Here is a 22,841-nt window from a genome sequence, read left to right on the forward strand (position 1 = left end):
TACTAGCTGTGCCAAGCGATCATATCGCCTCAATCCGGACAAATCTGCCGTCATGCTGTGGATCGACGCGCGCAAGGATTTGAGCCGCGCGGGTGGGGGATTCAATGAGTTCATATCGTGCCGCGGCCTTGGTCGCCGCTTCGGTTTTCATGGTGTTGTCGGCTTCGGCAGCATCTGCCTGCAGTTGCGGACGATCGTCTGCTAAGGAGAAGTTTGCGGAAGCGGATTTGATCGTGAAAGGCCGCATGAAGCTCGTGACCTTTGGCGTCGAGCTGCCGGATTCTCCATCCGACCGCGAGCCGCTACGGGTGACGCGCGGCGACTTTGAGGTCGACAAGGTGGTGAAGGGGACCTTCAAGGGCAAAACACTATCGGTCTATACCGGCGCCGGCATGGGGGACTGCGGACGGTTGAGCGAATTCCTTACGTCAGCGTTTTATTATCGTGACAAGAAATTCGGCGTGTTCGAATTCGGCTTGTCAAAGCACAAATTTGCCGGCCAGACATTCTATTCTACGTCGATCTGTGAATACGCGAAGGGTCCGAAGGACGGCCAAGAGTAGGCGCGCTGACCGAGATTGCCGTGCTCGGTGCAGACCCGTAACCGGCAGTTATCTCAGCACCTTCACGCTCAGCACGCCTTCTTCCGTCTTTCCTTCTTCATAGGGCGAGCGGATGACGAGCCGGTCGGTGCCGGTGTAGCCGGGATCGGATGTGTAGTAGCCAACAACGCCGTTGACCTTGACCGTTTCGCATTTCGACACTTTTCCGTCGAGCTTGGGGAAGAGTGGTTCGTGGACGATTTCGAGGCGCCCATGTTTGGGCTGCTCGACGATATTCATGGCGGGGTAGTCGATATGGCGGCAGTCGTCGTCGATGTGCCAGTTCTTGGCTATCAGCGTTCTGACGCCGCTGCGCGCCGTGGTCGACAGGAACTGCTGCCTGGAGCTCTCGGAGGTCGTCGTGCAGCTCGAAAGCGGAAGCGTTGTCGCTGCTAATACCAAGTATATAAAGGCGTTTTTCATTTCAAATCCTCAATTTTGGTTTGAGGGGATAGTTGATTTTCTCGTGGTGTCAATCAGAGTGCGGGACCGACGCGATGCGCGCCCGCCTCGTCCTTCGAGGCTCCAGCCTTCGGCCTGCACACCTCAGGATGAGGCTCTCTTGGGCATTTGCGTCCATCCTCCAACTGCTGTTGTTACGGGCGCGGCATCCCCAACGCCGCTCATGCTGAGGTGCGCAGCCCGAGGGGCGGAGCCTCGAAGCACGCGCCGCAGCGTTGCTTCTTGCGGGCACCAAGCGCCTCTCTGAAGTTCTGGCGCGCCCGGCAACCTCTCGCGGCATGACGAAATTGTAAAACTATAAAATACCACTTTTGCTAGAAGAATCGTTTGACCTTGCTCTGCAATGGCTGTTTCCTCCCGTTCGACCAAGGCGAATGGATCTGGAAGGAGATATCCATGACAGTGTTTGCAAAACCCGTGGCGGTCGATGACTCCCGCAGCGTCTACGAGAGCGACGTTATCTCAGGCAATCTGCTGGATAACGATATAGCAGCGGCCAAGGGCAACATGTTTCTCAGCTTCTTCGACGGCGAGAGGGTTCTCGCCAAGCAGAGTGGGCAGGTCACCGATATCGAGGGCGAGCACGGGACGTTTCACGTCAGGGCGGACGGCTCCTATACCTATACGTTGAGCGAGGCCGCCAAGGCGGGTTTCGTCGATGGAATGACGCTGACCGAGACGATCGGCTACAAGATCTCCGATGGCTCCGGCCATACGGATGTCGGGCATTTCACGCTTGACATTCACGGGATCACCAGCCCGCCGGTCGCGGTCGACGACGCCTTCTCCTTCCGCGAGGGCAGCGAGATCGCCGGCAACATACTTGTCAACGATCACGCCGGAGAGGCCGGCACACTCTTCCTGCGCTCGGTCGAGGGCACGAATGTCGGAACCGGCGAGCGGCAGACGACCGCCGTCGCCGGTGAATTCGGCACCTTCCATTTCTCGGCGGACGGAAGCTTCACCTACAATCTCGATCCGGCCGTGAAGGCGGGTCTCGATGACGGCGAGCATGTCACGGAGAAGCTGCAATATTACAAGGTCTCAGACGGCGCCGGTCACGCGGATGCCGGCGTGATCTCGCTGACCGTCGACGGCGTGACGGACGGCAAGTCGTTGAACACCAGTCATGTCGAGGCACAGGCGGATGTGGTGCGCCCCTTCCTGGACCATTATGAACTCCAGGGGGTCGCGGTCGATCCGCAAACAGGCAAGTTTTATGTCAGTTCCGGCCATGGTTTCCCGGATGATTCCATGGTGTACATTTACGACAACGCCGCCGCATTTGAAGCCGACAACGCCAGCGGCGCCATCTCTCTTGGCGAATATGACCGTGGCGAATATGACATCGGCGGAACCTATTTTGCGGTCCGCGGCGGCGAGATCATCGGAAGAACCAACGAGGCCAGAGGCGAAGGCCCTTTCCCCGATCAGACCTATCTCGCAAAGTGGGATGCGGCAGACGGATCGCTCGATCAGCAGGGCGACCCGATCCCCGGCCTTATCGGCGAGAATGGGGCGGGTACGTTCGACTGGGGTGGATTCACGGCCGTCAATACGATGCAGGATTCAACCGGCATCTACGTCGTCGGCCGCATCGATGATGCGACATGGCAGGTCTCCAAAATCGATCCCGACGCGCTGAACCCGATCGAATCCAAGACTTTCGCCGCCGGTGGGCTGGGATACGGCTTTGCCGTCGACGGCACGTTCTTCTTCGGCGATTCCTTCGGCAGTGAGCATATCGGCACGGCATTCAATTTCGAAACCGGGGTCAAGACGACAATCGATGTCAACATCGCCATATCGGGGGACGACTCCACCACCAACGTGGCCTATGACGCGGCGGCGGATTCGATCTACATCACCAACTCTCAGACTGACGAAATCTCCGTGGTGCACAACATCTCGGAGATATTATTCGTCTGACGGGCGTTAACCGCATGACGTCGCCAAGGGCGTCGTAGTACCGGGCGACGGCTAAAGCGCGTCGCATGTAACTTGATTCATGCGACGCGCTTTAGCTCTTTGTTTTTATGCATGTCGTTATCCGGAAACCGCTGCACACTTCCCGGCGACATGCATTAGTCATCAGCGGCGGCGTTATTGCAGCGTACGAGTTTGGATCTGCTCGGCGGGGGCGTGTGAAGCGGATGCGGGCAGGGAGCTGCCTTCCAGGCCGGTCGCCACGACGGAGACGCGGAACCTGCCGTCGAGGCTGCGGTCGAAGATGGCGCCGACGACGATATCGGCGTCATCCTGCACCTCGTCGCGAATGCGGCTTGCCGCTTCGTCCACTTCGAACAGCGTCATATCCGAGCCGCCTGAGATCGAGATCAGCACGCCTTTGGCGCCTCTCATCGAGATATCGTCGAGAAGCGGGTTGGCGATTGCCGCTTCCGCCGCCTTCATCGCACGGCTCTCTCCGGAGGCTTCGCCAGTCCCCATCATGGCCCGGCCCATGCCCTGCATCACCGACTTCACGTCGGCAAAATCGAGGTTGATCAGGCCTTCCTTGACGATGAGGTCGGTAATGCAGCCGACGCCGGCATATAGCACACGGTCGGCCGTCATGAAGGCATCGGCGAAAGTCGTTTTCGCATCGGCGATGCGGAAGAGGTTCTGATTGGGAATGACGATGACGGTATCGGCTGCCTGGCGAAGCGCCTCGATGCCGACTTCCGCCGTCCGCATGCGGCGATTGCCCTCGAAGGTGAACGGCTTGGTGACGACGCCGACCGTCAGGATGCCGGCGGCACGCGCGGCGCGCGCGATGACAGGGGCAGCACCCGTGCCCGTCCCGCCGCCCATGCCGGCGGTGACGAAGCACATGTGCGAGCCGGCCAGGTGATCCATGATCTCATCGATCGATTCCTCGGCAGCCGCATGGCCGATCTCCGGCAGCGAACCGGCGCCGAGACCCTCGGTCACATTCGCGCCAAGTTGAATGCGTCTGGTCGCCTTTGATGTGGCGAGAACCTGGGCGTCCGTGTTTGCGGCGATGAATTCAACGCCTGCCAGTTTTTCCGCGATCATATTGTTGATCGCATTGCCACCACCACCGCCGACGCCGATCACAGTAATGTGCGGCCGCAGTCCCGAAATGCCGCTCTTGGCGTCCGTCATCGCGCTCTCCTTTGATGCTTCGTTCACGCCACGCCCTCGTTGCGGATAGCGAATCGGCGCACAGGATAGCGGTCCAACAAGGCAGAGGCGAGGCGAAAGACGTCTCACGGCGACACTCCTGTGATTACCGCCTTCGTCGGGATCGTGGCTATGGCCTTTGCGGATTTCGCTCACGAGCCGATCGGGCATGAACCAAAGCCGCGCTGCGGTGTTTACAGACATGCGTCTTACTTTCCGGCAAAGGAATGTTTCCATGCAAAGACTTCTCCTCTCTGGCCTTGCTCTTGCCGCACTGGCCGGCACCGCCTTCGCCCAACAACCGCCGGCCCCGCCGGCCGCCGAGACTCCGCCTGCAGCGGCCGATCCGGCCTCGCCACCGCCTCCGCCACCGAACCCGTCTACTCCAGGTAATGACGACCGGATGACGGTCGCACCTGATGCGCGGCCAGGCGATCGCCCCGATGACCGGTGGCATGGATCGAGGGGCGACATGGGTTCTCGCTACGATAGGGGCTTCCGTGGCGACAGGGGCTTCCGTGGTTTCCACGGTCACCGCCCGCCGCCGCCGTCCAAGGCCGCCCATTTCCGCATCGAGGACGGGGACACCCGGATTGATCTGAAATGCGCCGAGGACGAACCGATGAAGGCCTGCGCCGACCTGCTGCTCCAGGTCATGGACCGCTTGCAGGGCCGGGACTGACCTTGGACACCCCGGCATAGCCAGGATGCTGCACGAAGATGCAACCGCCCGGGGTTTTCCCGCGGGCGGTGTCGTCCCCTTCGGAAGCATTGACGACGAGCCGATTTGCCTTTAGCTGTGACGCCATGAAAATTGCAATGGTTCTGGCAGTGGTGATCGGGCGCATGGGCAGGATGGTGTAACCATCCGGCGAAAGCACCCATGCGCGGTAAGCAGGCTCCTGACGGGGCCTTTTTTTATGCCCTGAATCCTGGGCGGGCGCCTCGTCGGACTTTCCACATCACCATACTGATCAAGGAACGGAACCATGAGATCCCGTCATTCCATCGACACCCCGCGCGCGCAGATGACCGGCGCGGAAATCGTTCTCCAGGCGCTGAGAGACAATGGCGTCGAGCATATATTCGGCTATCCCGGCGCTGCCGTGCTGCCGATCTACGACGAGCTTTTCCAGCAGGAAGACATCAGACACATTCTGGTTCGCCATGAACAGGGAGCCGGCCATGCCGCCGAGGGGTATGCCCGCTCGACGGGCAAGGTCGGCGTTATGCTGGTGACCTCAGGACCCGGCGTCACCAACGCGATCACGCCCCTTCAGGATGCCTTGATGGATTCCGTGCCGCTCGTCTGCCTGTCCGGTCAGGTGCCGACGACGCTGATCGGGTCCGATGCGTTTCAGGAATGCGATACCGTCGGCATCACCCGAGCCTGCACGAAACACAATCGGCTGGTCAACGACGTCAATGAGCTCGCGGCGGTCATCCACGAGGCCTTTCGCATCGCCGGATCAGGCCGGCCCGGCCCCGTTCTGGTCGACATGCCCAAAGACGTGCTGTTTGCAAGCGGCAGTTATTCACTGCGTGAGGCTGTCGCCCCGAGACCGAGCTACCAGCCGGACAACAGCTGCGGCATCAGGGAGATCGAGGCTGCAATCGCTTTGATGACAGCGGCACGCAGGCCGGTTATCTGCGTGGGCGGCGGCGTCATCAATTCCGGCCCCGAAGCGGTAAATCGGCTGCGCGAGCTGGTCGATCTCACCGGCTTTCCCGTCACGTCGACGCTGATGGGGCTCGGCGCCTATCCGGCTTCCGGCCCGAACTGGCTGAAGATGGCCGGGCTTCACGGCTCCGATGAGGCCAACATGGCAATGCAGGACTGCGACCTCATGCTGTGCATCGGGGCGCGCTTCGACGGCGGGCTGGCCGCCAGCGTCGATGGTTTTTCACCGAATTCCCGGAAGATTCAGATCGATATCGATGCTGCCTCGCTCAACAAGGCCTTGCGCGCCGATATCGGTATCCGGGGCGATGCGGGGGGCGTGCTTGCCGAGCTCGTTCGTCTCTGGCGGGCGCTGCCGCGGGCGCCGGACCGGGCGAGATTGGCCGCGTGGTGGCGCATGATTGCGGGCTGGCGGGCACGGCGATCGTTTTCCTATGCGATGCGCGAGGACGTCATCATGCCGCAATATGCCATCGAGCGGCTTTACGAGCTGACGAAGGATCGGGATACCTACATCACCACGGAGGTCGGCCGGCATCAGATATGGGCGGCGCAGCATTACGACTTCGAGCAGCCGAACCGCTGGATCATATCAGGCGGCCTGGGGACGATGGGATACGGGCTGCCCGCCGCCCTCGGCGTGCAGATCGCCAATCCCGGCAGCCTCGTCATCGACATAGCCGGTGATGTCTCCGTCCAGATGACCATGAAGGAAATGTCGGCCGCCGTGCAGCACAACGCGCCGATCAAGATCTTCATTCTCAACGGTGGCGATCAGGGAAGGCAGCGGCAGCACGGAAACCCGGATTTCGTGAAACTTGCCGAAGCCTATGGCGGACACGGCATTCGCTGCGAGAGACCGGCTGAACTCGACGATGCGATCCTGGAGATGATCGCGGTGAACATGCCTGTTCTGTTCGACTGCCGCGTTGCTTAAGCCCGCATCCATTGCCGAGGAGAGGCCGGTGCCCGCCCTCGTCCTTCGAGGCCCCTGCGGGGCACCTCAGGATGAGGGCGGAGAGAGGGCGCGGCTTGTTTCACCGAAAGGTCCTGCGGCGTGCCAACGGCTATACTCTGCGCGGCATTCATCCTCTGCATCGACCACTGAAAGTTGCCGTATCAAGCAGGCCGGCTTGCGTCGTCAGCCGTCATTGCTGCGTCAATGTGATCTCGCTCATTATCTCCACAGGCGGAAATCGGACACAGTCTGCAGCATCGAAATTCACAGCGAACTGCATCCTGTTTTCGTTCGCCCATTTGATCGCGGCCGTTGATTTCGCCTTCGGCACTTTTGCGGCGACGGTGCAGTGAGGCACCCAGTTGCCGGGCCGATAGTGCTCGTGACAGCATGCGGGATCGATCTCTTGGTGTAGTGCGGCGTGCAACTGGAAAAGTGCGTTGTCCGCGATCGGCCGCGCCCATAAGACGATGAACTCGTTTTCGAAATAACTGGCACCTGAAAAGTTCACCGTCAAGATTGAACGCGTGCGGAAAACACGCTCGAGCGACTCGGCCAACCGATCGGAAGCAGGCTCTTGATAGACGGCGAGGGTGAGATGCGGAGGATAATTCAAAGCCCGCATTGAAGCCGTCTCTTCGAATGCCGCGGCTTCATCCCAGAGTTTGAAAACCGGCGATGCGGTCTCGTTCAGACATTTGAGGCTGATCCCGTAAGGCATGCGCGAGCGTTATCCAGTCTATCCCGGCTGAACCATAGCTTTACATCGTTGCCGATGTCGAGCAGCCGCCTGCGTTGCAGGATATCGGGCGGCTTTGTCTGTTTTCTGCCGCGGGGATTCACCTATGATGGGGCGCGGCGGAACGATAGGGATGCACGCCATGATCGATCATATCACCATTGCTGTCAGTGACCTTGAAAAGAGCAAGGTGTTCTATGAACGCGCCTTCGACCCTCTTGGCTATCGCCGCGCCTTCGGGAAGGAAGGCGTATTCTGGGCCTTTGATGTCGGCGGCAGCCTGTTCGAAATCCAGCATACCGACGACGAGCCGCCGCTGACCCGTTTGCACGTCGCCTTTCGTGTCCGGAGCAGGGCGGAGGTCGAGGCGTTTTATCGCGCAGCGCTCGAAGCCGGTGCAAGGGACAATGGTGCGCCCGGCCCACGGCCGGAATATGCCGACAACTATTATGCCTGCTTCGTTCTCGATCCCGACGGATACAATATCGAGGCGATGCTCAATGAGCCGGCGCTGGACGCGTGACAACGCAGGCTCTGCCCAAAGAATGCAATCGAGGGGAGGTGGATATGTCGAGTTTCAGGAGTGCCATTGTTTCCTTGCCCGGCAAGGAGCGCGTGGCGAGGACACCCTTTGGCGCGAGGATCGTCATCCATGCCACGGCCAAAGAGACCGGTGGCGCGTTCGGGATGTGGGAAACCTTCACCCCGCCGGGTCATGGTCCGGCTCCGCACACACGCATACGCGAGAGACGGAAGTCTTTCGGGTCATCCATGGGCTCTACCGATTTCAATGCGGCGACGAGGAGTTCGACGCGCCCGCGGGAAGCGTCGTCGTTCTGCCGCCGCATGTACGGCACGGCTGGCGAAACATAAGCGATAAACCCGGCCAGATGTTCGGCATTGTGACGCCGGGCGGATGTGAGCAATTGTTCATCGATATTGAGGCCTTCGGTGCCGATACGCCCGCGAAAATCGCGGTGATAGAAGCGCGATTGGGAATCATAAACGAGATGACGCTGGCGCTCGGATTGACGAGCCCATGATGGCGCTGACCGACCATGGCGGCCTTACGTAAGACTCGCCAACGGAGCTCACGGGGCGCGGCGTTCTCCAACGCGCCTTATGCTGAGGTTGCAGTCCGCAGAGGTGGCGCCTCAAGGACACGCCACAGCGCCGCTCCTTGCATCAATATTGCCGCCACGGCGAGCGCCCGCCTTGTCCTTCGAGGCCCCTTCGGGGCGCCTCAGGATGAGGCTCTCTCGGGGGCGCCGGGGCTGGCTGCAAAGGGCAGGATGGGGATGCTTTGCCGACCAAGTGAATGCCGCCGACGCGATGTCTGACGCCTCCTCACGCTCTATTCCCGCGCCATCGCCCGCCAGGCGGCCGGCGGGGTGGCGAAGGCGCGGGAGAAGGCGCGGGAGAAGGCGGCTTCGGTGGCGTAGCCGGCGTCGTCGGCGATCGCTGCGATCGGCCGGCCAGAGGTGGCGAGCGCGACACTTGCGAGGTAGAGCCGCCAGCCTCTGATATAGCGGATCGGTGAGGTCGAGAGCATCGACTGGAAGCGTTCGGCAAGCGCGCTGCGCGACAGGCCAGAGGCGGCGGCCAGCTCCTCCAGCGACCAGTTGCGGCCGGGATCGTCGTGAATGAGGGAGAGACAGCGCGAAAGCGCCGGGTCGGCGAGCGCCGCCAGCCAGCCGACCGAGCGCGGCTCGACCATCATGATCTGATGGCGCAGAATTTCGATGAAGATGATTTCGGTCAGCCGCGGCAGCATCGAGACGCCGCCGGCGCGCGGCCGATCGACCTCGTCGACCATCTGGCGGATGGTGGCGCGCAGCCAGTCGCCGTCATTGGCGGCTCGCGTTCTGAGATGGATCAGCTTGGGCAGCGCCTGGCGCAACGGCGCGAAGTTCAACCCGTCCCACTGCAGATAGCCGCAGAGCAGCCGTACCCCGTTCGTCGCCTCACCATAGCGAAGCACCGGGATCTCACGCCACGGCTTCTGCGGCAGGTCGCGGGTCGGCAGCACCAGCATGCCGTCTCTGCCGGCGCCGAGCTGATGCCCGGTGCCAAAAGGAAAGACCAGCACGTCGCCCGTCTCCAGATCGGTCCCTTGCCCTTCCGTTTTCAGCCAGCAGCTGCCTGCAACGACAATGTGAAACGGCATCGTGCCCGAAGCCCTCGCCGAAAGGCTCGCCAGCGACGGTGCCGCGTCGGTCTGCCAGTCGCCCGTCGGCATGAAGCAGAACTGCAGCGATCCCGAAAGGCGGATCGTCGACAGCAGCGCCGACAGCACGTCGTCGCGCGCCACACCCGCCGCATCTGGATTTTCGGACAAGGCTTCACGCATTCCGGCCAAATACGCGCCCCGCGCATCCTCCTATGGTGAACAGGTCACTGCAACAGGGAGAATACTATGCAAACGCCAAGCGACAAACTGGTCGTGCTCGTCACCAAGGGCATCGAATCCGAACTGTCCTCCGTCGCCTTTACCATTGCCAATGGCGGCATCACCGCCGGACTGAAGGTCTCGGTGTTCCTCACCAGCACCGGGATCGACCTTGTGCGCAAGGGCGGCCAGCGGATGACGCATGTGCCGCCGCTCGATCCGCTGTCGAGCCTGATCGAGAATTTCCAGCAGCGCGGCGGCACGATCTGGGCCTGCCCGCCCTGCGTCACCTCGCGCGGTTATACGCAGGAAGACATGCTCGACGGCGTCGTCATCGTCGGCGCCAGCGCCATGCATGCGGAGATCAAACAGGGCGCGGCGACACTGTCGTTTTGACTGGCTATGCCGGGCCGGGCGAGGATCTGGCGTGTTTTGGCGTCTGCATTTTCTGGCCCGCGGCAGGCGCGACGGAGTGCCAAGCGACTATTCTTGCGCTCGGCAATATACTTGTGAGATTGTATCGATATACATGCGATACTGCCGATGCAGGCGGCGCGGGGGCTTCGATGACATCCGTGAGGGTCAATGAGCTGATATCGGTGGCGGGGCAGCCCGATGCCGCCGGTTTTGCCGCTTTTGCAGCAGACGGCTTTACCGCCGTCATCAATGACCGGCCGGATGGCGAGGAGCCGGGGCAGCCCGGCAATGCGGCGGAAAAGGCGTCCGCTGCCGCCGCGGGGCTCGCCTACAGCTTCGTGCCCGTGAAAGGGGCCGAGATCACCGAGGCCGATATCCGCGCCTTCCAGATGGCGATGACGCAGGCGAAGGGGCCGGTCGTCGCTCACTGCAAGAGCGGCACGCGGGCGCTGACGCTCTATGCGCTGGGAGAGGTGCTCGACGGGCGCATGCAGCCCGGGGAAGTCGAGGCCTTTGGTCAAAACCTCGGCTTCGATCTTGCCGGCGCGCGCCGCTGGCTGGAAAAACGGGCGGGGCAGGCGGCTGGTGTGACGGCCTTCTTCGAGCCCCGCACCTGCAGTGTGCAATATGTCGTTGCCGACTCGGTGACGAAACGCTGCGCCATCATCGACCCGGTGCTCGATTTCGACGAGATGTCGGGTGCGACGGGGACGGCCAATGCCGACGCCATCCTCGCTCATATCGACAGCGAGGGGCTGACGGTCGCGTGGATCCTCGACACGCATCCGCATGCCGATCATTTCTCCGCCGCGCACTACCTCAAAGGAAAGACCGGCGCGCCGACCGCGATCGGCGCCCATGTCACCGACGTGCAGGTGCTCTGGAAGGAAATCTACAACTGGCAGGCACTCGAAACCGACGGCTCGCAATGGGATCGGCTGTTTGCCGATGGCGACACCTTCGAGATCGGCGAGCTTAAAGCCCGCGTGATGTTCTCGCCCGGCCATACCCTTGCCTCGGTGACCTATGTCATTGGCGACGCAGCCTTCGTGCACGATACCGTGTTCACGCCGGATTCCGGCACGGCGCGCACGGATTTTCCCGGCGGCAGCGCCAGCGACCTCTGGCACTCGATCCAGGCCATCCTGTCGCTGCCCGAGGAGACCCGGCTCTTTTCCGGCCACGACTATCAGCCTGGCGGCCGTCACCCGCGCTGGGAAAGCACGGTAGCCGCCCAGAAAAGCGGTAATCCGCATATATCAGGCATTGACGAGGCCGGCTTCGTGGCGCTCCGCAAGGCGCGCGACCGTACGCTGCCGAAACCGAAGCTGATGCTGCACGCGCTGCAGGTGAATATTCGGGGAGGCAGATTGCCCGAGCCGGAGGGAAATGGGCGGCGATATCTGAAGATCCCGCTGGATGCCTTGTAGGAACGCAGGGAGCAGCGTTGCGGCGCGTGCTTCGAGGCTTCGCCGTACGGGCTGCGCACCTCAGCATGAGGGAGGTCGGAGGGTGCCGCACCCACGACAGCGGGAACGGGAGGATCTTCTGTCGACGCTCAAAAGAGCCTCATCTTGAGGTGCGGAAGCCGAAGGCTGAAGCCTCGAAAGACGAGGCGGGTGCTCCATTCGCAGAGCAGGATGCGTTTTTAGCAAGGAGCACCGTTGCGGCGTGCTTCGAGGCTTCGCCCTCTCGGGCTGCGCACCTCAGCATGAGGGAGGTTGGCGGATGCCGCGCCTACGACAGCGGGAATGGGAGGATGCTGCGCCGACGCTTAAGAGAGCCTCATCCTGAGGGGATGAAGGATGCCGGCATTATACCGGCCAACAGCGCTCCGACGATCCGTCTCCATTTTTCGCCCACCCAAACCTAATCCTCCGCAATAGTTGTTGACGTCGCCCGGGCCGGCGACGTAACTGAGGGCGATGGTTCCCTGAAGATGACTCCAAGGGGATTAATAGGGAACACGGTGAGGACGACCCAGTAGGGACCGAGACCGTGGCTGCCCCCGCAACTGTAAGCGGATTGTCGATCATCTCAGCTGTGGCCAGCGACCGGCCATCTCTGAAGGGCTTATGGCCTCGCCACTGCGATATAGCGCGGGAAGGCGGATGAGACGACGGATATCCGCAAGCCAGGAGACCTGCCGTCAATCACGATCCAATCAACCGGGCGGGGATGCCCGGACAAGGAACAGACATGATTGACTTTCTGAACCTTCGCCGAATTCCGGCATGCATCCGTCTCGATTGGGCCTCCTGCGGTTAGCGCACGTCTCAGCGTGCCCTCGGCCGCCTGTGCGGCATAACCGTGCTTTTTCCCTTCAATCGAGGTTTTTCATGCGCCAGATTTTCGCCACCATGACATGTGCCTTCGGGCTGATCGGCTTTGCGGCACCGAGCCTTGCCGCCACCCAATATCCTTTGACCATCACCAATTGCCGTGAGCAGGTGACGTTCCAGAAGGCGCCGTCGAAGATCGTTTCGATCGGCCAGGGCATGACCGAAATTCTCTTCTCGCTCGGCGTTGCCGACAAAATCACAGGCACGGCCGTTTGGGTGGGTCCCGTGCTGCCGCAATATGCCGAGGCCAACAGCAAGATAAAGCGTCTCGCCGACAACGATCCGAGCTTCGAATCCGTCGTCGGGCAAGAGCCCGACCTTGTGGCGGCCGAGTTCGAATGGCATGTCGGCGCGCAGGGCTCCGTCGGCAAGCGGGAGCAGTTCGAGGATCTCGGCATCAACACCTATCTTTCGCCGGCCGATTGTTTCGCCAAGGTCAATACCGATGGCGGCGACGGCGTGCGCAAGGAGCTGTTCACGATGGAGCTGATCTATCGTGAAATCGCCGAACTCTCTGAAATTTTCGACGTGAAGGAGCGCGGCGATACGCTGATCGCTGAATTGAAGAAGCGCGAGGCCGATGCGGTGGCTTCGATATCGGGCGCAGCGGGCAAGAACCTGCCCGTCGTCTTCTGGTTCTCCAGCAAGGAGGTCAATGGCGACGCCTTCATTGCCGGCAAGAACGGCGCGCCGGCTTATATCCTGAAGGCGATCGGCGCCAGGAATGTCGTTACCACCGAGGAGGAATGGCCGCTGGTCGGCTGGGAAACCATTTCCGAGGCGAACCCCGCCGTCATCGTTCTCGCCACCATGGACCGGCGCCGCTACGCCGCCGACGATCCCGAGGTGAAGATCGATTTCCTTAGGAAGGATCCCGTCACCAAGGAGCTGGACGCGGTGAAGAACGGGCGTTTCGTGATGATGGACGCGCAATCGATGAACCCGACGATCCGCACCATCGACGGCATCGAGACGCTGGCGAAGGGCATCAAGTCCTTCGGCCTGACCCAGTGACGGCAGCATCGGCCAGAGAGCCGGGATGGTGGGCGCTTGCCGCGCTCACCATTGCCGCCTTCCTTCTTCTCGGGCTGATGATCAGCCTTGCCGTTTCGATCGGTGAGATCGCCATTCCGCTGGCGACCACGGCGGAGGCGGTGTCGAACCGGCTGTTCGGCACGGATTTCGAGCTCAGCCGCATCCATCAGGGCATCGTCTGGGATTATCGCCTCAGCCGGGCGCTGGTCGCGGCGAGCGCCGGCGCCTCGCTGTCGCTTTCCGGCGCCATCCTGCAGGCGCTGCTGCGCAATCCGCTGGCCGAACCCTATGTGCTCGGCATTTCGGCCGGGGCTTCGACCGGGGCGGTCTCGGTGATGATCCTCGGCTTCGGCTATGGCGTTCTCGGGCTTTCGGGCGGTGCCTTTCTCGGCGCGGTCGTCGCTTTCCTGCTGGTCGGCTTCCTCGCCACGGGGGCGGGCGGAACGGGCGAGCGCATCATTCTCTGCGGCGTGGCCGGTTCGCAGCTCTTCAATGCGCTCACCTCCTATATCGTCACGACCTCGGCCAATGCCGAGCAGGCGCGGGGCGTGCTGTTCTGGCTGCTGGGTTCGCTCAGCGGCGTGCGCTGGCCGGATGTCTATCTCTCGGTGCCGATCGCGCTTGCCGGTTTCCTCGTCTGCATGGCCCATGTCCGGGCGCTCGACGCCTTCGCCTTCGGCACGGATGCGGCCGCCTCGCTGGGCATTGCTGTCCGCCGCGTCCAGATCCTGCTCTTTGCCCTGACGGCGGCGATGACGGCGAGCGTCGTCAGCATGGTGGGTTCGATCGGCTTCGTCGGTCTCGTCATCCCGCATGCCGCCCGCTTCCTCGTCGGGCCGGGGCATCGGCGGCTGCTGCCGGCAACGGCGCTCGGCGGCGCGATCTACATGGTCGGCGCCGATATCGTCTCGCGCATCATCATCCCGCAGCAGGTGCTGCCGATCGGCGTCGTCACCGCGCTCTTCGGCGCGCCGGCCTTCGCGGTCATCCTTTATCGTGTGCGGAGGAGCGCATGAGCATTTCCATCGACGCGGTGAGTTTTGCCGCCGGCGACACGGTCATCGTCAACGGCGTCAGCCTGACGGTCGAAAAGGGCAAGGTGCTCGGCCTGCTCGGGCCGAACGGCTCCGGCAAATCGAGCCTGCTCAGGCTGATCTGCCGGCTGCGCAAGGTCCGCAGCGGTGTCATCCGGCTGGGCGAAGACGATATCGCTTCGCTGTCGCGCGCAGCCCTTGCGCGGCGCATCGCCTTCGTCGAGCAGCAGTCGACGACCGAGACGCAGCTGACGGTGCGCGACGTGGTGCGGCTCGGCCGCACGCCCCATCGCGGGCTGCTCTCGCCCTGGGGCGCTGAGGACGATGCCGCGGTCGACGAGGCCTTGTTGCGGGTCGCCATGGGGGAGCGGGCGGGCCAGCTCTGGCAGACGCTGTCGGGCGGTGAGCGCCAGCGTGTCCATATTGCGCGCTCGCTGGCGCAGGCGCCGGGTGAGCTGCTGCTCGACGAGCCGACCAATCATCTCGATATCCAGCACCAGCTCGACATCCTCCGGCTGATCTCCAAGCTCGGCATCACCTGCATCGTGGCGCTGCACGACCTTAACCTGGCGGCAATGTTCTGCGACAGCCTGGCGGTGCTTCAGAAGGGCGAGGTCGTCGCCTCGGGCGCGCCGGAGGATGTGCTGACGGAGGATATGATCGGCCGGGTTTTCGGCGTTCGCGCCCATGTCCAGAAATCGGCCGTGCATGGACGGCATCATATCCAATACGTCCTGGATTGAGGAACGGCCGGGACGTTCGATCTCAACACGGAGATGTGGCCTGACTGGCCTTTTTCCCGGGCTGGCGTATGATTTCCGAGGGCGCTTGCGCCCGGTCGAACGGAGTTTCGAGATGCTCGAACGAAATCAGTTTCCCCTGCGCCCCGTCGTCCCCGGCTTCGCCGTCGCCTGGGTCGCCATCATTTCAGGCGCGAGCGTCGCTCTCAGCCTGATTTTTGCCTGCGTCACGCCCTTCGTGGCCTTGGCGGCGGTATCGGCGGTCATTCTTCCCCGGCAGATGGCGGTGACGGCGGTTCTGCTGGCCTGGCTCGCCAACCAGATGGTCGGATATCTCGTGCTCGGCTATCCCCAGACTTGGGACAGCTATGCCTGGGGTCTGGCGATCGGTATTGCCGCATTCTCCTCCCTGGCGGCAGCGCTCGGCGTGCTTCGCCTCGCGGCCGGCCTGACCGTCACCGCGGCCGGCGCCTTCCTGGCCGGCTTCGTTGCCTATGAAGGCGTGATCTTTGCAGCAACGGCGGTTCTCCCGTCAGGCGAGGGCGCATTTTCGGCGTCGGTCGTGGCGAATGTCCTGTTGATCAATTCTCTGGCCGCGATCGGCCTGGTCTGCCTTCACGCCGGCGCGGCGGCCGGCCGTGCGCTCGTTGCAAGACAGCCGGGACCGGCGCTGCCTTAGGCTGCGCAGTTCCGGACGACCTGCGCGAGTACGAGACCCAAGCAAAGGCGTCGCTGAAGCCTCGAAGGCCCAAGAGAGCCTCATCCTGAGGCGCCCCGAAGGGGCCTCGAAGGGTGAGGCGGGTGCGCCGGTGCAAGGAGGAGCGCCGCAGCGTGTCCTTCGAGGTTTCGCCCTGCGGGCTACGCGCCTCAGGATGAGGGACGTTGGGGGGTGCCGCGCCCTGGCGCCGAGGGTTTGCTGCTATTCCAGTGCCGCCCATCCCTGCCGTTGCCAATACGCCAAAGTCCAAGAGCCTCGTCCCATGGAGGCTTGTCGTCATATCTGCCAACGGCTATCTGGTGCTGACCCAGGCGGACCCTCCGCGAACGACAAGGCGCATAACTCCCATGATCCCCGACTTCCTCGTCACCCATTCCGGTGGCTTCCATGCCGACGAATTGCTGTCGAGCGTTATCCTGACCCGGCTTTTCCCGCAGGCGCGCATCGTCCGCAGCCGGGCGCCTGAATGGATCACGCCGGGCCAAGACCGGATCATCTACGATGTCGGCGGCGCCTATGACCCTGCTCGCGGCATATTCGATCACCACCAGCGCGGCGCGCCGATGCGCGACGATGGCCAGCCCTACAGCTCGTTCGGCTTGATCTGGAAGCATTACGGCCGCGATTATCTCGCGGCCTCCGGCCTTCCTGAAATCCATGTCGAGGCTGTGCATGGCTCTTTCGATGCCGGCTTCGTGCTGCCGATCGATCTGACCGACAACGGCACGCTCAGCCCCTCCGGGCCGTTGGCGGGCTTGACGCTGCCGGTGCTGCTGGAGACCCTGAAACCGGTTTTCGACGAAACGGAACCCGGGGCCGACGATCGCGCCTTCCACGCAGCACTTGCCGTTGCCCGCAGTTTCGTCGAGGCGAGGATCGCCCAGAGTGTCGCAAAATTGCGGGCCGAGGCGATGGTGCACCGGGCAATCGAGGCTGCGGGGCAGGGGCGTGTTCTGGAGTTGCCGCGGGGAATGCCCTTCCGTCCCGCCATCGTCAAGGCGGGCGCCGATCACCTGCTGTTCGTCGTCCACCCGCGCGAAAAGGATTGGTGCGTGACCGGCATCCGCCGCGCCGAGGAAGGCTTCGAGCTCAGGGCCGATCTGCCGGCAGCCTGGGCCGGTCTTGCCAATGGAGAGCTGGAGACAGTTTGCGGCATAGAGGGCGCAAGCTTCTGCCACAACGGCCGTTTCATCGCCGCCGCCAGGACCCGCGAGGCTGCACTTGCCATGGCGGAGTTGGCGGTTAAGGAGGCGCTTTCGACCGGCGTGTAGTGGCGCTATCCGCGTCGGGTCCGCCCGATATCAAATGCGTTCAGTTGAGCCCAACCGTGGAAGCGATTGACTTGCATCCGCGAAGGACTAAGCTTTGGGCCACAACAACCACCACCCACACGCGAGAGATAGTGGACGGTGTGAGTGGCTGGCGACCTTGAGGAGGATGAGGTTTGCCATGGATTATCGTGTCGTTCTGCTGATTGCTGCAGTTGTGACTGCCCTTTTCCCCACGAACGCCGGTGCGCAGGAGGGCGACGCGACGGCTGGCGCCACCGTTTTCAAGAAATGCGCGACCTGTCATGTCGTCGAGTCCGATACCAATAAGGTCGGTCCGTCGCTGAACAAGCTGTTCGGCAGAAAAGCCGGAACGCATCCCGATTTCGCCTATTCGGCCGGAATGAAGGCGGCCGGCGAAGGCGGTCTCGTCTGGGACGAGACGGTGCTGCGCGACTATCTCCATAATCCGAAAGCGAAGGTGAAGGGCACGAAGATGGCCTTCGTCGGCGTGAAGGACGATAAGGAGATCACCGATCTCATCGCCTATCTCAAACAATATTCCCAATGACTGGCAATATTCGCAGTGACGGGCAGTATTCGCAGTGGCGGATATTCCCAGTAATGGCAATACTCCGAATGACGGGGTCGCGGCCGGCGGCGCATGCCTAAATCGCCGTAATTGCCGATATTTTCTATCTGTGCGATAATAAACACGGACTTTTTGCGGAATGCGGTTTCACGGGTCAACCTGCTCGAGGAGGAGCGGAAATGGCTGTCGTGCTGATCCTCGTCCTGATTGTCGTCGGCTCCGTGCTGTTCCATGTGCTGAGCCCTTGGTGGTGGACGCCGATCGCGTCCAACTGGACCTATATCGACACTACCCTCGTCATCACCTTCTGGATCACCGGCATCGTCTTCGTGGCGGTCGTTTCGTTCATGGCTTACTGCGTCTACCGCTTCCGGCACAGACCCGGAAACCGGGCGCATTACGAGCCCGAAAACCGCCGGCTGGAATTGCTGCTCGGAGGGGGAACGGCGCTCGGCGTTGCGGCGATGCTGGCGCCCGGCCTGATCGTGTGGAACCAGTTCATCACGGTCCCTGCCGATGCCGCATCGGTCGAGGTCGTCAGCCAGCAGTGGCTGTGGAGCTTCCGCCTGCCGGGCGCCGACGGAAAGCTCGGCCGTGCCGAGACGCGCGACGTCAGCCCCGAGAACCCGCTCGGCCTCGACAAGAACGACGCAAGCGGCCTTGACGACGTCATCATCGAGGGTGGCGAGCTGCATCTGCCGGTGGGCAAGCCGGTGCATATATTGCTGCGCTCCGTCGATGTGCTCCACGATTTCTACGTGCCGGAATTCCGCGCCAAGATGGACATGATCCCCGGCATGATCACCTATTTCTGGTTCACGCCGACGCGGACAGGGACCTTCGAGATCCTGTGCGCCGAACTCTGCGGCGTCGGCCATCCGCAAATGCGCGGCACCGTCGTCGTCGATAACGACGCGGACTACCAGACCTGGCTCGGGCAGCAGCAGACATTCACCCAGCTGACGGCGTCATCGGGAGAGCTGCCGCCGGCAAACTGACGCAGCGAAGCGGTCGCAGGCCGGTTCAGGGAACCGAGGGAAGACGGCCGGAGGCCGCATCGGGGAAAGGGAAGAGAGATCATGGTCGAGATTCCATCCGGCAACATCCCCTCCGCCGAAGTCGAGGATGTCGAGCTTTATCATCCGCACAGCTGGTGGACGAAATATGTGTTCAGCCAGGACGCCAAGATCATTGCCGTGCAATATTCGGTGACGGCGATCGCGATCGGCCTGGTGGCGCTGGTGCTTTCCTGGCTGATGCGGATTCAGCTCGCCTTTCCGGGCTATTTCGCCTTCATCGATGCCGATCACTATTACCAGTTCATCACCATGCACGGCATGATCATGGTGATCTATCTGCTGACCGCGCTCTTCCTCGGCGGCTTCGGCAATTACCTCATCCCGCTGATGGTCGGCGCCCGCGACATGGTATTTCCCTACGCCAACATGCTGAGCTACTGGATCTACCTGCTTGCGGTGCTGATCCTCGCCGCCGGCTTTTTCGCCCCGGGCGGACCGACGGGGGCCGGCTGGACGCTTTATCCACCGCAATCGGTTCTCTCCGGCACCCCAGGCGGCAAGGACTGGGGCATCCTGCTGATGCTTTCGTCGCTGATCGTCTTCATCATCGGCTTCACCATGGGCGGCCTGAACTATGTGGTGACGGTGCTGCAGGGGCGGGCGCGGGGGATGACGCTGATGCGGATGCCGCTTACCGTCTGGGGCATCTTCACCGCGACCGTGATGGCGCTCTTGGCCTTTCCGGCCCTCTTCGTCGCCTGCGTGATGATGATGTTCGACCGCCTGCTCGGCACCAGTTTCTTCATGCCCGCCATCGTCGAAATGGGCGAGCAGCTGAAACATGGCGGCGGCAGCCCGATCCTGTTCCAGCACCTGTTCTGGTTCTTCGGGCATCCCGAGGTTTATATCGTCGCGCTGCCGGCCTTCGGCATCGTCTCGGATCTAATCAGCACGCATGCGCGCAAGAACATCTTCGGCTACCGCATGATGGTCTGGGCGATCGTCATCATCGGCGGCTTGAGCTTCGTCGTCTGGGCGCACCATATGTATGTCAGCGGCATGCACCCGTCTTTCGGCTTCTTCTTTGCCACCACGACGCTGATCATCGCCATTCCGACGGCGATCAAGGTCTACAACTGGGTGCTGACACTCTGGCGCGGCGACATCCATCTGACGTTGCCGATGCTGTTTGCGCTCGCCTTCATCGTCACCTTCGTCAATGGCGGGCTGACCGGCCTGTTCCTCGGCAATGTCGTCGTCGACGTGCCGCTGTCGGATACGATGTTCGTCGTCGCGCATTTCCACATGGTCATGGGGGTTGCGCCGATCCTCGTGATCTTCGGGGCGATCTATCACTGGTATCCGAAGGTCACCGGGCGCATGCTGAACGACATGCTCGGCCATATCCACTTCTGGATCACCTTTCTCGGCACCTATGCGATCTTCTTTCCGATGCATTATCTCGGCCTGCTCGGCGTGCCGCGCCGCTACTTCGAGATGGGCGAGACGGCCTTCGTTCCGCCTTCGGCCCATACGCTGAATATCTTCATCACGGTGATGGCGCTGATCGTCGGGGCCGGGCAGATGGTCTTCCTGTTCAATCTGGTCTGGAGCCTTTTCCGGGGCAGGGAGGCAGGCGGCAATCCGTGGCGGGCGACGACGCTCGAATGGCAGACGCCGCAGACGCCGCCTGCGCATGGCAACTGGGGCAAGGATCTGCCTGTGGTCTACCGTTGGGCCTATGATTACAGTGTGCCGGGGGCGGCAGAGGATTTCATCCCGCAGAATGTGCCGGCAGACGGCGGCGTCACCCGGGAGATTCCGGCATGAACGTCACCCTGGTCTTCCTTGCCGCAGTCGCCGCCGTCATCATCTGGTGGCTTTCCGGGCAGCGGCTGACATCGAAGCCCTGGCTGGAAACCGGGTCGATGCAGCTGCCGGTTCATGACGGCGCCGACCGGTCACCGGTGCCGGCGGTGAAAATCGGCCTTTTCGTGTTTCTCGGCGTCGTCGGCGCGCTCTTCAGCCTTGCCGTCAGCGCCTACTTCATGCGCATGGCGTCGGCGGACTGGTGGGCCACGCCGGTTCCGCGGCTGCTCTGGGTGAACAGCGCAGCACTTGCCTTGAGCAGCGCCGCGCTGCAATGGGCCAAACGAGAAGTGCGGCATGGCCGCATGGAAGGCCTGCGGCCGGCGCTTATGACAGGGCTTGCGCTTGCGGTCTTCTTTCTCGGCGGACAGATCCAGGCATGGCGGGAACTGACGGCGGCCGGCTATGTGATCACCGACAATCCCGCCAACAGTTTCTTCTACATGCTGACCGGCCTGCACGGATTGCATATTCTCGGCGGACTTGCCGTGCTTACCCACACGACGGTCAAGGCGTTCTCAACCGTGGTCGCGTCGGACAAGCTGTGCCTCAGCGTCGATCTTTCCGCCATCTATTCGCATTTCATGCTCGCCGTCTGGCTCCTGCTTTTCGCGCTTTTTGCCGGCTGGGCGAATGATTTCGTCGATCTCTGCCGCACGTTGCTGAACTAGGGGCTGAAGAGGAGGTTGCAGATGGCACAGACTATCGAGACGCACGGCGAGCCAGGTCTGAGGCCGGCCGGCCTGCGTGGTGTCGCCGCCGATTTCAGCTCGGATCAGCGCGCCTTCAAGACCGCCTCCTGGGGCAAGGCGATGATGTGGATCTTTCTCTTGAGCGACACTTTCGTCTTCGGCTGTTTCCTGATCGCCTACATGACCGCCCGCATGTCGACGCCCGTGCCATGGCCCAATCCGAGCGAGGTTTTCGCGCTGCATATCGGCGGGCAGGATGTTCCGCTGATCCTGATCGCGATCATGACTTTCGTGCTGATCTCGAGCAGCGGCACCATGGCGATGGCGGTCAATTTCGGTTACCGCCGCGACCGCCGCGCGACCGCGATGCTGATGCTGCTGACGGCACTTCTCGGAGCCTGCTTCGTCGGCATGCAGGCCTTCGAATGGACCAAGCTGATCACCGAAGGCGTGCGCCCCTGGGAGAACCCATGGGGGGCCGCACAGTTCGGCTCGACCTTCTTCATGATCACCGGCTTTCACGGCACCCACGTGACGATCGGCGTCATCTTCCTCATCATCGTCGCCCGCAAGGTCTGGCGCGGCGATTTCGATGTGGAACGGCGCGGCTTCTTCACCAGCCGGAGAGGGCGCTACGAGGCCGTCGAGATCATGGGCCTCTACTGGCACTTCGTCGACCTGGTCTGGGTCTTCATCTTCGCGTTTTTTTATCTTTGGTAGACTTCTATCCATGGTGAGGTCGTCATGAGCGAGACAACGGCGCATGCACAAGCCCAAACGGCGCATGCTCAAGCACCGCATTCACAAGCCCCGGGACAGCAGCACCCGATCCGGCTCTACCTCTTCGTCTGGGGCCTGCTCTTCGTGCTCAGCGCCTTTTCCTATATGGTCGATTATCTCGGCATCCAGGGTTATCTGAGGTGGACGCTGATCCTTCTGTTCATGATGCTGAAGGCCGGGCTGATCGTCGCCGTCTTCATGCACATGGCCTGGGAACGGCTGGCGCTGGTCTACGCCATTCTGCTGCCGCCGCTGCTGGTGCTGGTTTTCGTCGCGCTGATGGTATCGGAAGCGGACTATACGATCTTCACCCGGCTGGCCTTCTTCGGTGCGGCGCCTTAGATATCGGTCATCAGGTGC

At 62.2% G+C, this 22,841-nt stretch carries 22 protein-coding genes, 2 pseudogenes and 1 riboswitch; of the genes and pseudogenes, 19 read left to right on the plus strand and 5 right to left on the minus strand.

From position 1 onward, the window contains the following. Positions 1–19: 19 nt before the first annotated feature. The gene (locus tag QMO80_RS21335; RefSeq protein ID WP_283198259.1) at positions 20–247 is read right to left on the minus strand and encodes a hypothetical protein; all 228 of its coding nucleotides are present in this window, start codon (positions 245–247) and stop codon (positions 20–22) included. Here QMO80_RS21335 and QMO80_RS21340 point away from each other — a divergent pair. Further along, positions 246–563 carry a hypothetical protein gene (locus tag QMO80_RS21340; protein WP_283198260.1) on the plus strand — a complete coding sequence of 106 codons (318 nt, stop codon included), beginning with the start codon at positions 246–248 and terminating at the stop codon, positions 561–563. The genes QMO80_RS21335 and QMO80_RS21340 overlap by 2 nt on opposite strands. A 48-nt stretch (positions 564–611) precedes the next feature. Here the strand turns inward: QMO80_RS21340 and QMO80_RS21345 are convergent, their stop codons facing one another. Continuing rightward, complete coding sequence (locus tag QMO80_RS21345) at positions 612–1,025, minus strand: hypothetical protein (protein WP_283198261.1); 414 nt, start codon at positions 1,023–1,025, stop codon at positions 612–614. Positions 1,026–1,460: 435 nt separating this feature from the next. Here QMO80_RS21345 and QMO80_RS21350 point away from each other — a divergent pair, with 435 nt between their 5' ends. Next, the gene (locus QMO80_RS21350; RefSeq protein WP_283198262.1) at positions 1,461–2,993 is read left to right on the plus strand and encodes an Ig-like domain-containing protein; all 1,533 of its coding nucleotides are present in this window, start codon (positions 1,461–1,463) and stop codon (positions 2,991–2,993) included. A gap of 174 nt (positions 2,994–3,167) precedes the next feature. Here QMO80_RS21350 and ftsZ read toward each other — a convergent pair whose 3' ends face one another. Continuing rightward, positions 3,168–4,190 carry a cell division protein FtsZ gene (ftsZ, locus tag QMO80_RS21355; RefSeq protein ID WP_283198263.1) on the minus strand — a complete coding sequence of 341 codons (1,023 nt, stop codon included), beginning with the start codon at positions 4,188–4,190 and terminating at the stop codon, positions 3,168–3,170. A 253-nt stretch (positions 4,191–4,443) separates the two neighbouring features. Here ftsZ and QMO80_RS21360 point away from each other — a divergent pair, with 253 nt between their 5' ends. Together QMO80_RS21360 and ilvB are read left to right on the plus strand one after the other, a co-directional pair. Next, the gene (locus QMO80_RS21360) at positions 4,444–4,890 is read left to right on the plus strand and encodes a hypothetical protein (RefSeq protein WP_283198264.1); all 447 of its coding nucleotides are present in this window, start codon (positions 4,444–4,446) and stop codon (positions 4,888–4,890) included. A gap of 346 nt (positions 4,891–5,236) precedes the next feature. Beyond that, positions 5,237–6,823, plus strand: a pseudogene (gene ilvB / locus QMO80_RS21365) (biosynthetic-type acetolactate synthase large subunit); the annotation flags it as partial. A gap of 214 nt (positions 6,824–7,037) precedes the next feature. Here the strand turns inward: ilvB and QMO80_RS21370 are convergent. After that, on the minus strand, positions 7,038–7,568 hold the full coding sequence (locus tag QMO80_RS21370) for a 2'-5' RNA ligase family protein (protein ID WP_283198265.1): 531 nt from the start codon (positions 7,566–7,568) through the stop codon (positions 7,038–7,040). Positions 7,569–7,728: 160 nt separating this feature from the next. Between QMO80_RS21370 and QMO80_RS21375 the strand changes: the two genes are divergently transcribed. Then, complete coding sequence (locus tag QMO80_RS21375; protein ID WP_283198266.1) at positions 7,729–8,109, plus strand: VOC family protein; 381 nt, start codon at positions 7,729–7,731, stop codon at positions 8,107–8,109. A 44-nt stretch (positions 8,110–8,153) separates the two neighbouring features. Continuing rightward, positions 8,154–8,629: pseudogene (locus QMO80_RS21380) on the plus strand (cupin domain-containing protein). 311 nt (positions 8,630–8,940) lie between these two features. Here the strand turns inward: QMO80_RS21380 and QMO80_RS21385 are convergent. Beyond that, on the minus strand, positions 8,941–9,936 hold the full coding sequence (locus QMO80_RS21385; protein ID WP_283198267.1) for an AraC family transcriptional regulator: 996 nt from the start codon (positions 9,934–9,936) through the stop codon (positions 8,941–8,943). Positions 9,937–10,002: 66 nt separating this feature from the next. Between QMO80_RS21385 and QMO80_RS21390 the strand changes: the two genes are divergently transcribed. The 13 genes from QMO80_RS21390 (at position 10,003) to QMO80_RS21450 (ending at position 22,823) form a co-directional block, all read left to right on the plus strand. Continuing rightward, on the plus strand, positions 10,003–10,371 hold the full coding sequence (locus QMO80_RS21390) for a DsrE family protein (protein WP_283198268.1): 369 nt from the start codon (positions 10,003–10,005) through the stop codon (positions 10,369–10,371). 170 nt (positions 10,372–10,541) lie between these two features. Then, on the plus strand, positions 10,542–11,822 hold the full coding sequence (gene blh / locus QMO80_RS21395) for a bifunctional sulfur transferase/dioxygenase Blh (protein ID WP_283198269.1): 1,281 nt from the start codon (positions 10,542–10,544) through the stop codon (positions 11,820–11,822). Positions 11,823–12,301: 479 nt separating this feature from the next. Beyond that, positions 12,302–12,558: riboswitch (cobalamin riboswitch) on the plus strand. Positions 12,559–12,731: 173 nt separating this feature from the next. After that, positions 12,732–13,748, plus strand: coding sequence for an ABC transporter substrate-binding protein (locus tag QMO80_RS21400; protein ID WP_283198270.1), 1,017 nt, complete (start codon positions 12,732–12,734; stop codon positions 13,746–13,748). After that, complete coding sequence (locus tag QMO80_RS21405) at positions 13,745–14,785, plus strand: iron ABC transporter permease (RefSeq protein ID WP_184345373.1); 1,041 nt, start codon at positions 13,745–13,747, stop codon at positions 14,783–14,785. The genes QMO80_RS21400 and QMO80_RS21405 overlap by 4 nt, the downstream gene beginning before the upstream one ends. Then, a complete protein-coding gene (locus QMO80_RS21410) occupies positions 14,782–15,546 on the plus strand; it encodes an ABC transporter ATP-binding protein (RefSeq protein WP_283198271.1) in 765 nt (254 codons plus the stop codon). Before QMO80_RS21405 ends, QMO80_RS21410 begins: the two co-directional genes overlap by 4 nt. A 112-nt stretch (positions 15,547–15,658) precedes the next feature. Further along, positions 15,659–16,222 (plus strand): hypothetical protein, encoded by a 564-nt coding sequence (locus tag QMO80_RS21415; protein ID WP_283198272.1) that lies wholly within the window; start codon positions 15,659–15,661, stop codon positions 16,220–16,222. A gap of 386 nt (positions 16,223–16,608) precedes the next feature. Next, positions 16,609–17,532 carry an MYG1 family protein gene (locus QMO80_RS21420; RefSeq protein ID WP_283198273.1) on the plus strand — a complete coding sequence of 308 codons (924 nt, stop codon included), beginning with the start codon at positions 16,609–16,611 and terminating at the stop codon, positions 17,530–17,532. A gap of 178 nt (positions 17,533–17,710) precedes the next feature. Continuing rightward, positions 17,711–18,100, plus strand: coding sequence for a cytochrome c family protein (locus QMO80_RS21425; protein ID WP_283198274.1), 390 nt, complete (start codon positions 17,711–17,713; stop codon positions 18,098–18,100). Between the two features lie 200 nt (positions 18,101–18,300). Next, positions 18,301–19,119: a cytochrome c oxidase subunit II gene (locus tag QMO80_RS21430; RefSeq protein WP_283198275.1), complete on the plus strand. Its 819-nt coding sequence runs from the start codon at positions 18,301–18,303 to the stop codon at positions 19,117–19,119. An 81-nt stretch (positions 19,120–19,200) separates the two neighbouring features. Continuing rightward, the gene (gene ctaD, locus QMO80_RS21435) at positions 19,201–20,970 is read left to right on the plus strand and encodes a cytochrome c oxidase subunit I (RefSeq protein ID WP_283198276.1); all 1,770 of its coding nucleotides are present in this window, start codon (positions 19,201–19,203) and stop codon (positions 20,968–20,970) included. Beyond that, on the plus strand, positions 20,967–21,680 hold the full coding sequence (locus QMO80_RS21440) for a cytochrome c oxidase subunit 3 (RefSeq protein ID WP_283198277.1): 714 nt from the start codon (positions 20,967–20,969) through the stop codon (positions 21,678–21,680). Before ctaD ends, QMO80_RS21440 begins: the two co-directional genes overlap by 4 nt. A 21-nt stretch (positions 21,681–21,701) precedes the next feature. Next, a complete protein-coding gene (locus QMO80_RS21445; RefSeq protein ID WP_283198278.1) occupies positions 21,702–22,421 on the plus strand; it encodes a heme-copper oxidase subunit III family protein in 720 nt (239 codons plus the stop codon). 24 nt (positions 22,422–22,445) lie between these two features. Next, a complete protein-coding gene (locus tag QMO80_RS21450) occupies positions 22,446–22,823 on the plus strand; it encodes a cytochrome C oxidase subunit IV family protein (protein WP_283198279.1) in 378 nt (125 codons plus the stop codon). Positions 22,824–22,841: the final 18 nt, after the last annotated feature.

The sequence above is a fragment of the Rhizobium sp. BT03 genome, from assembly GCF_030053155.1.
GTDB lineage: Bacteria > Pseudomonadota > Alphaproteobacteria > Rhizobiales > Rhizobiaceae > Rhizobium.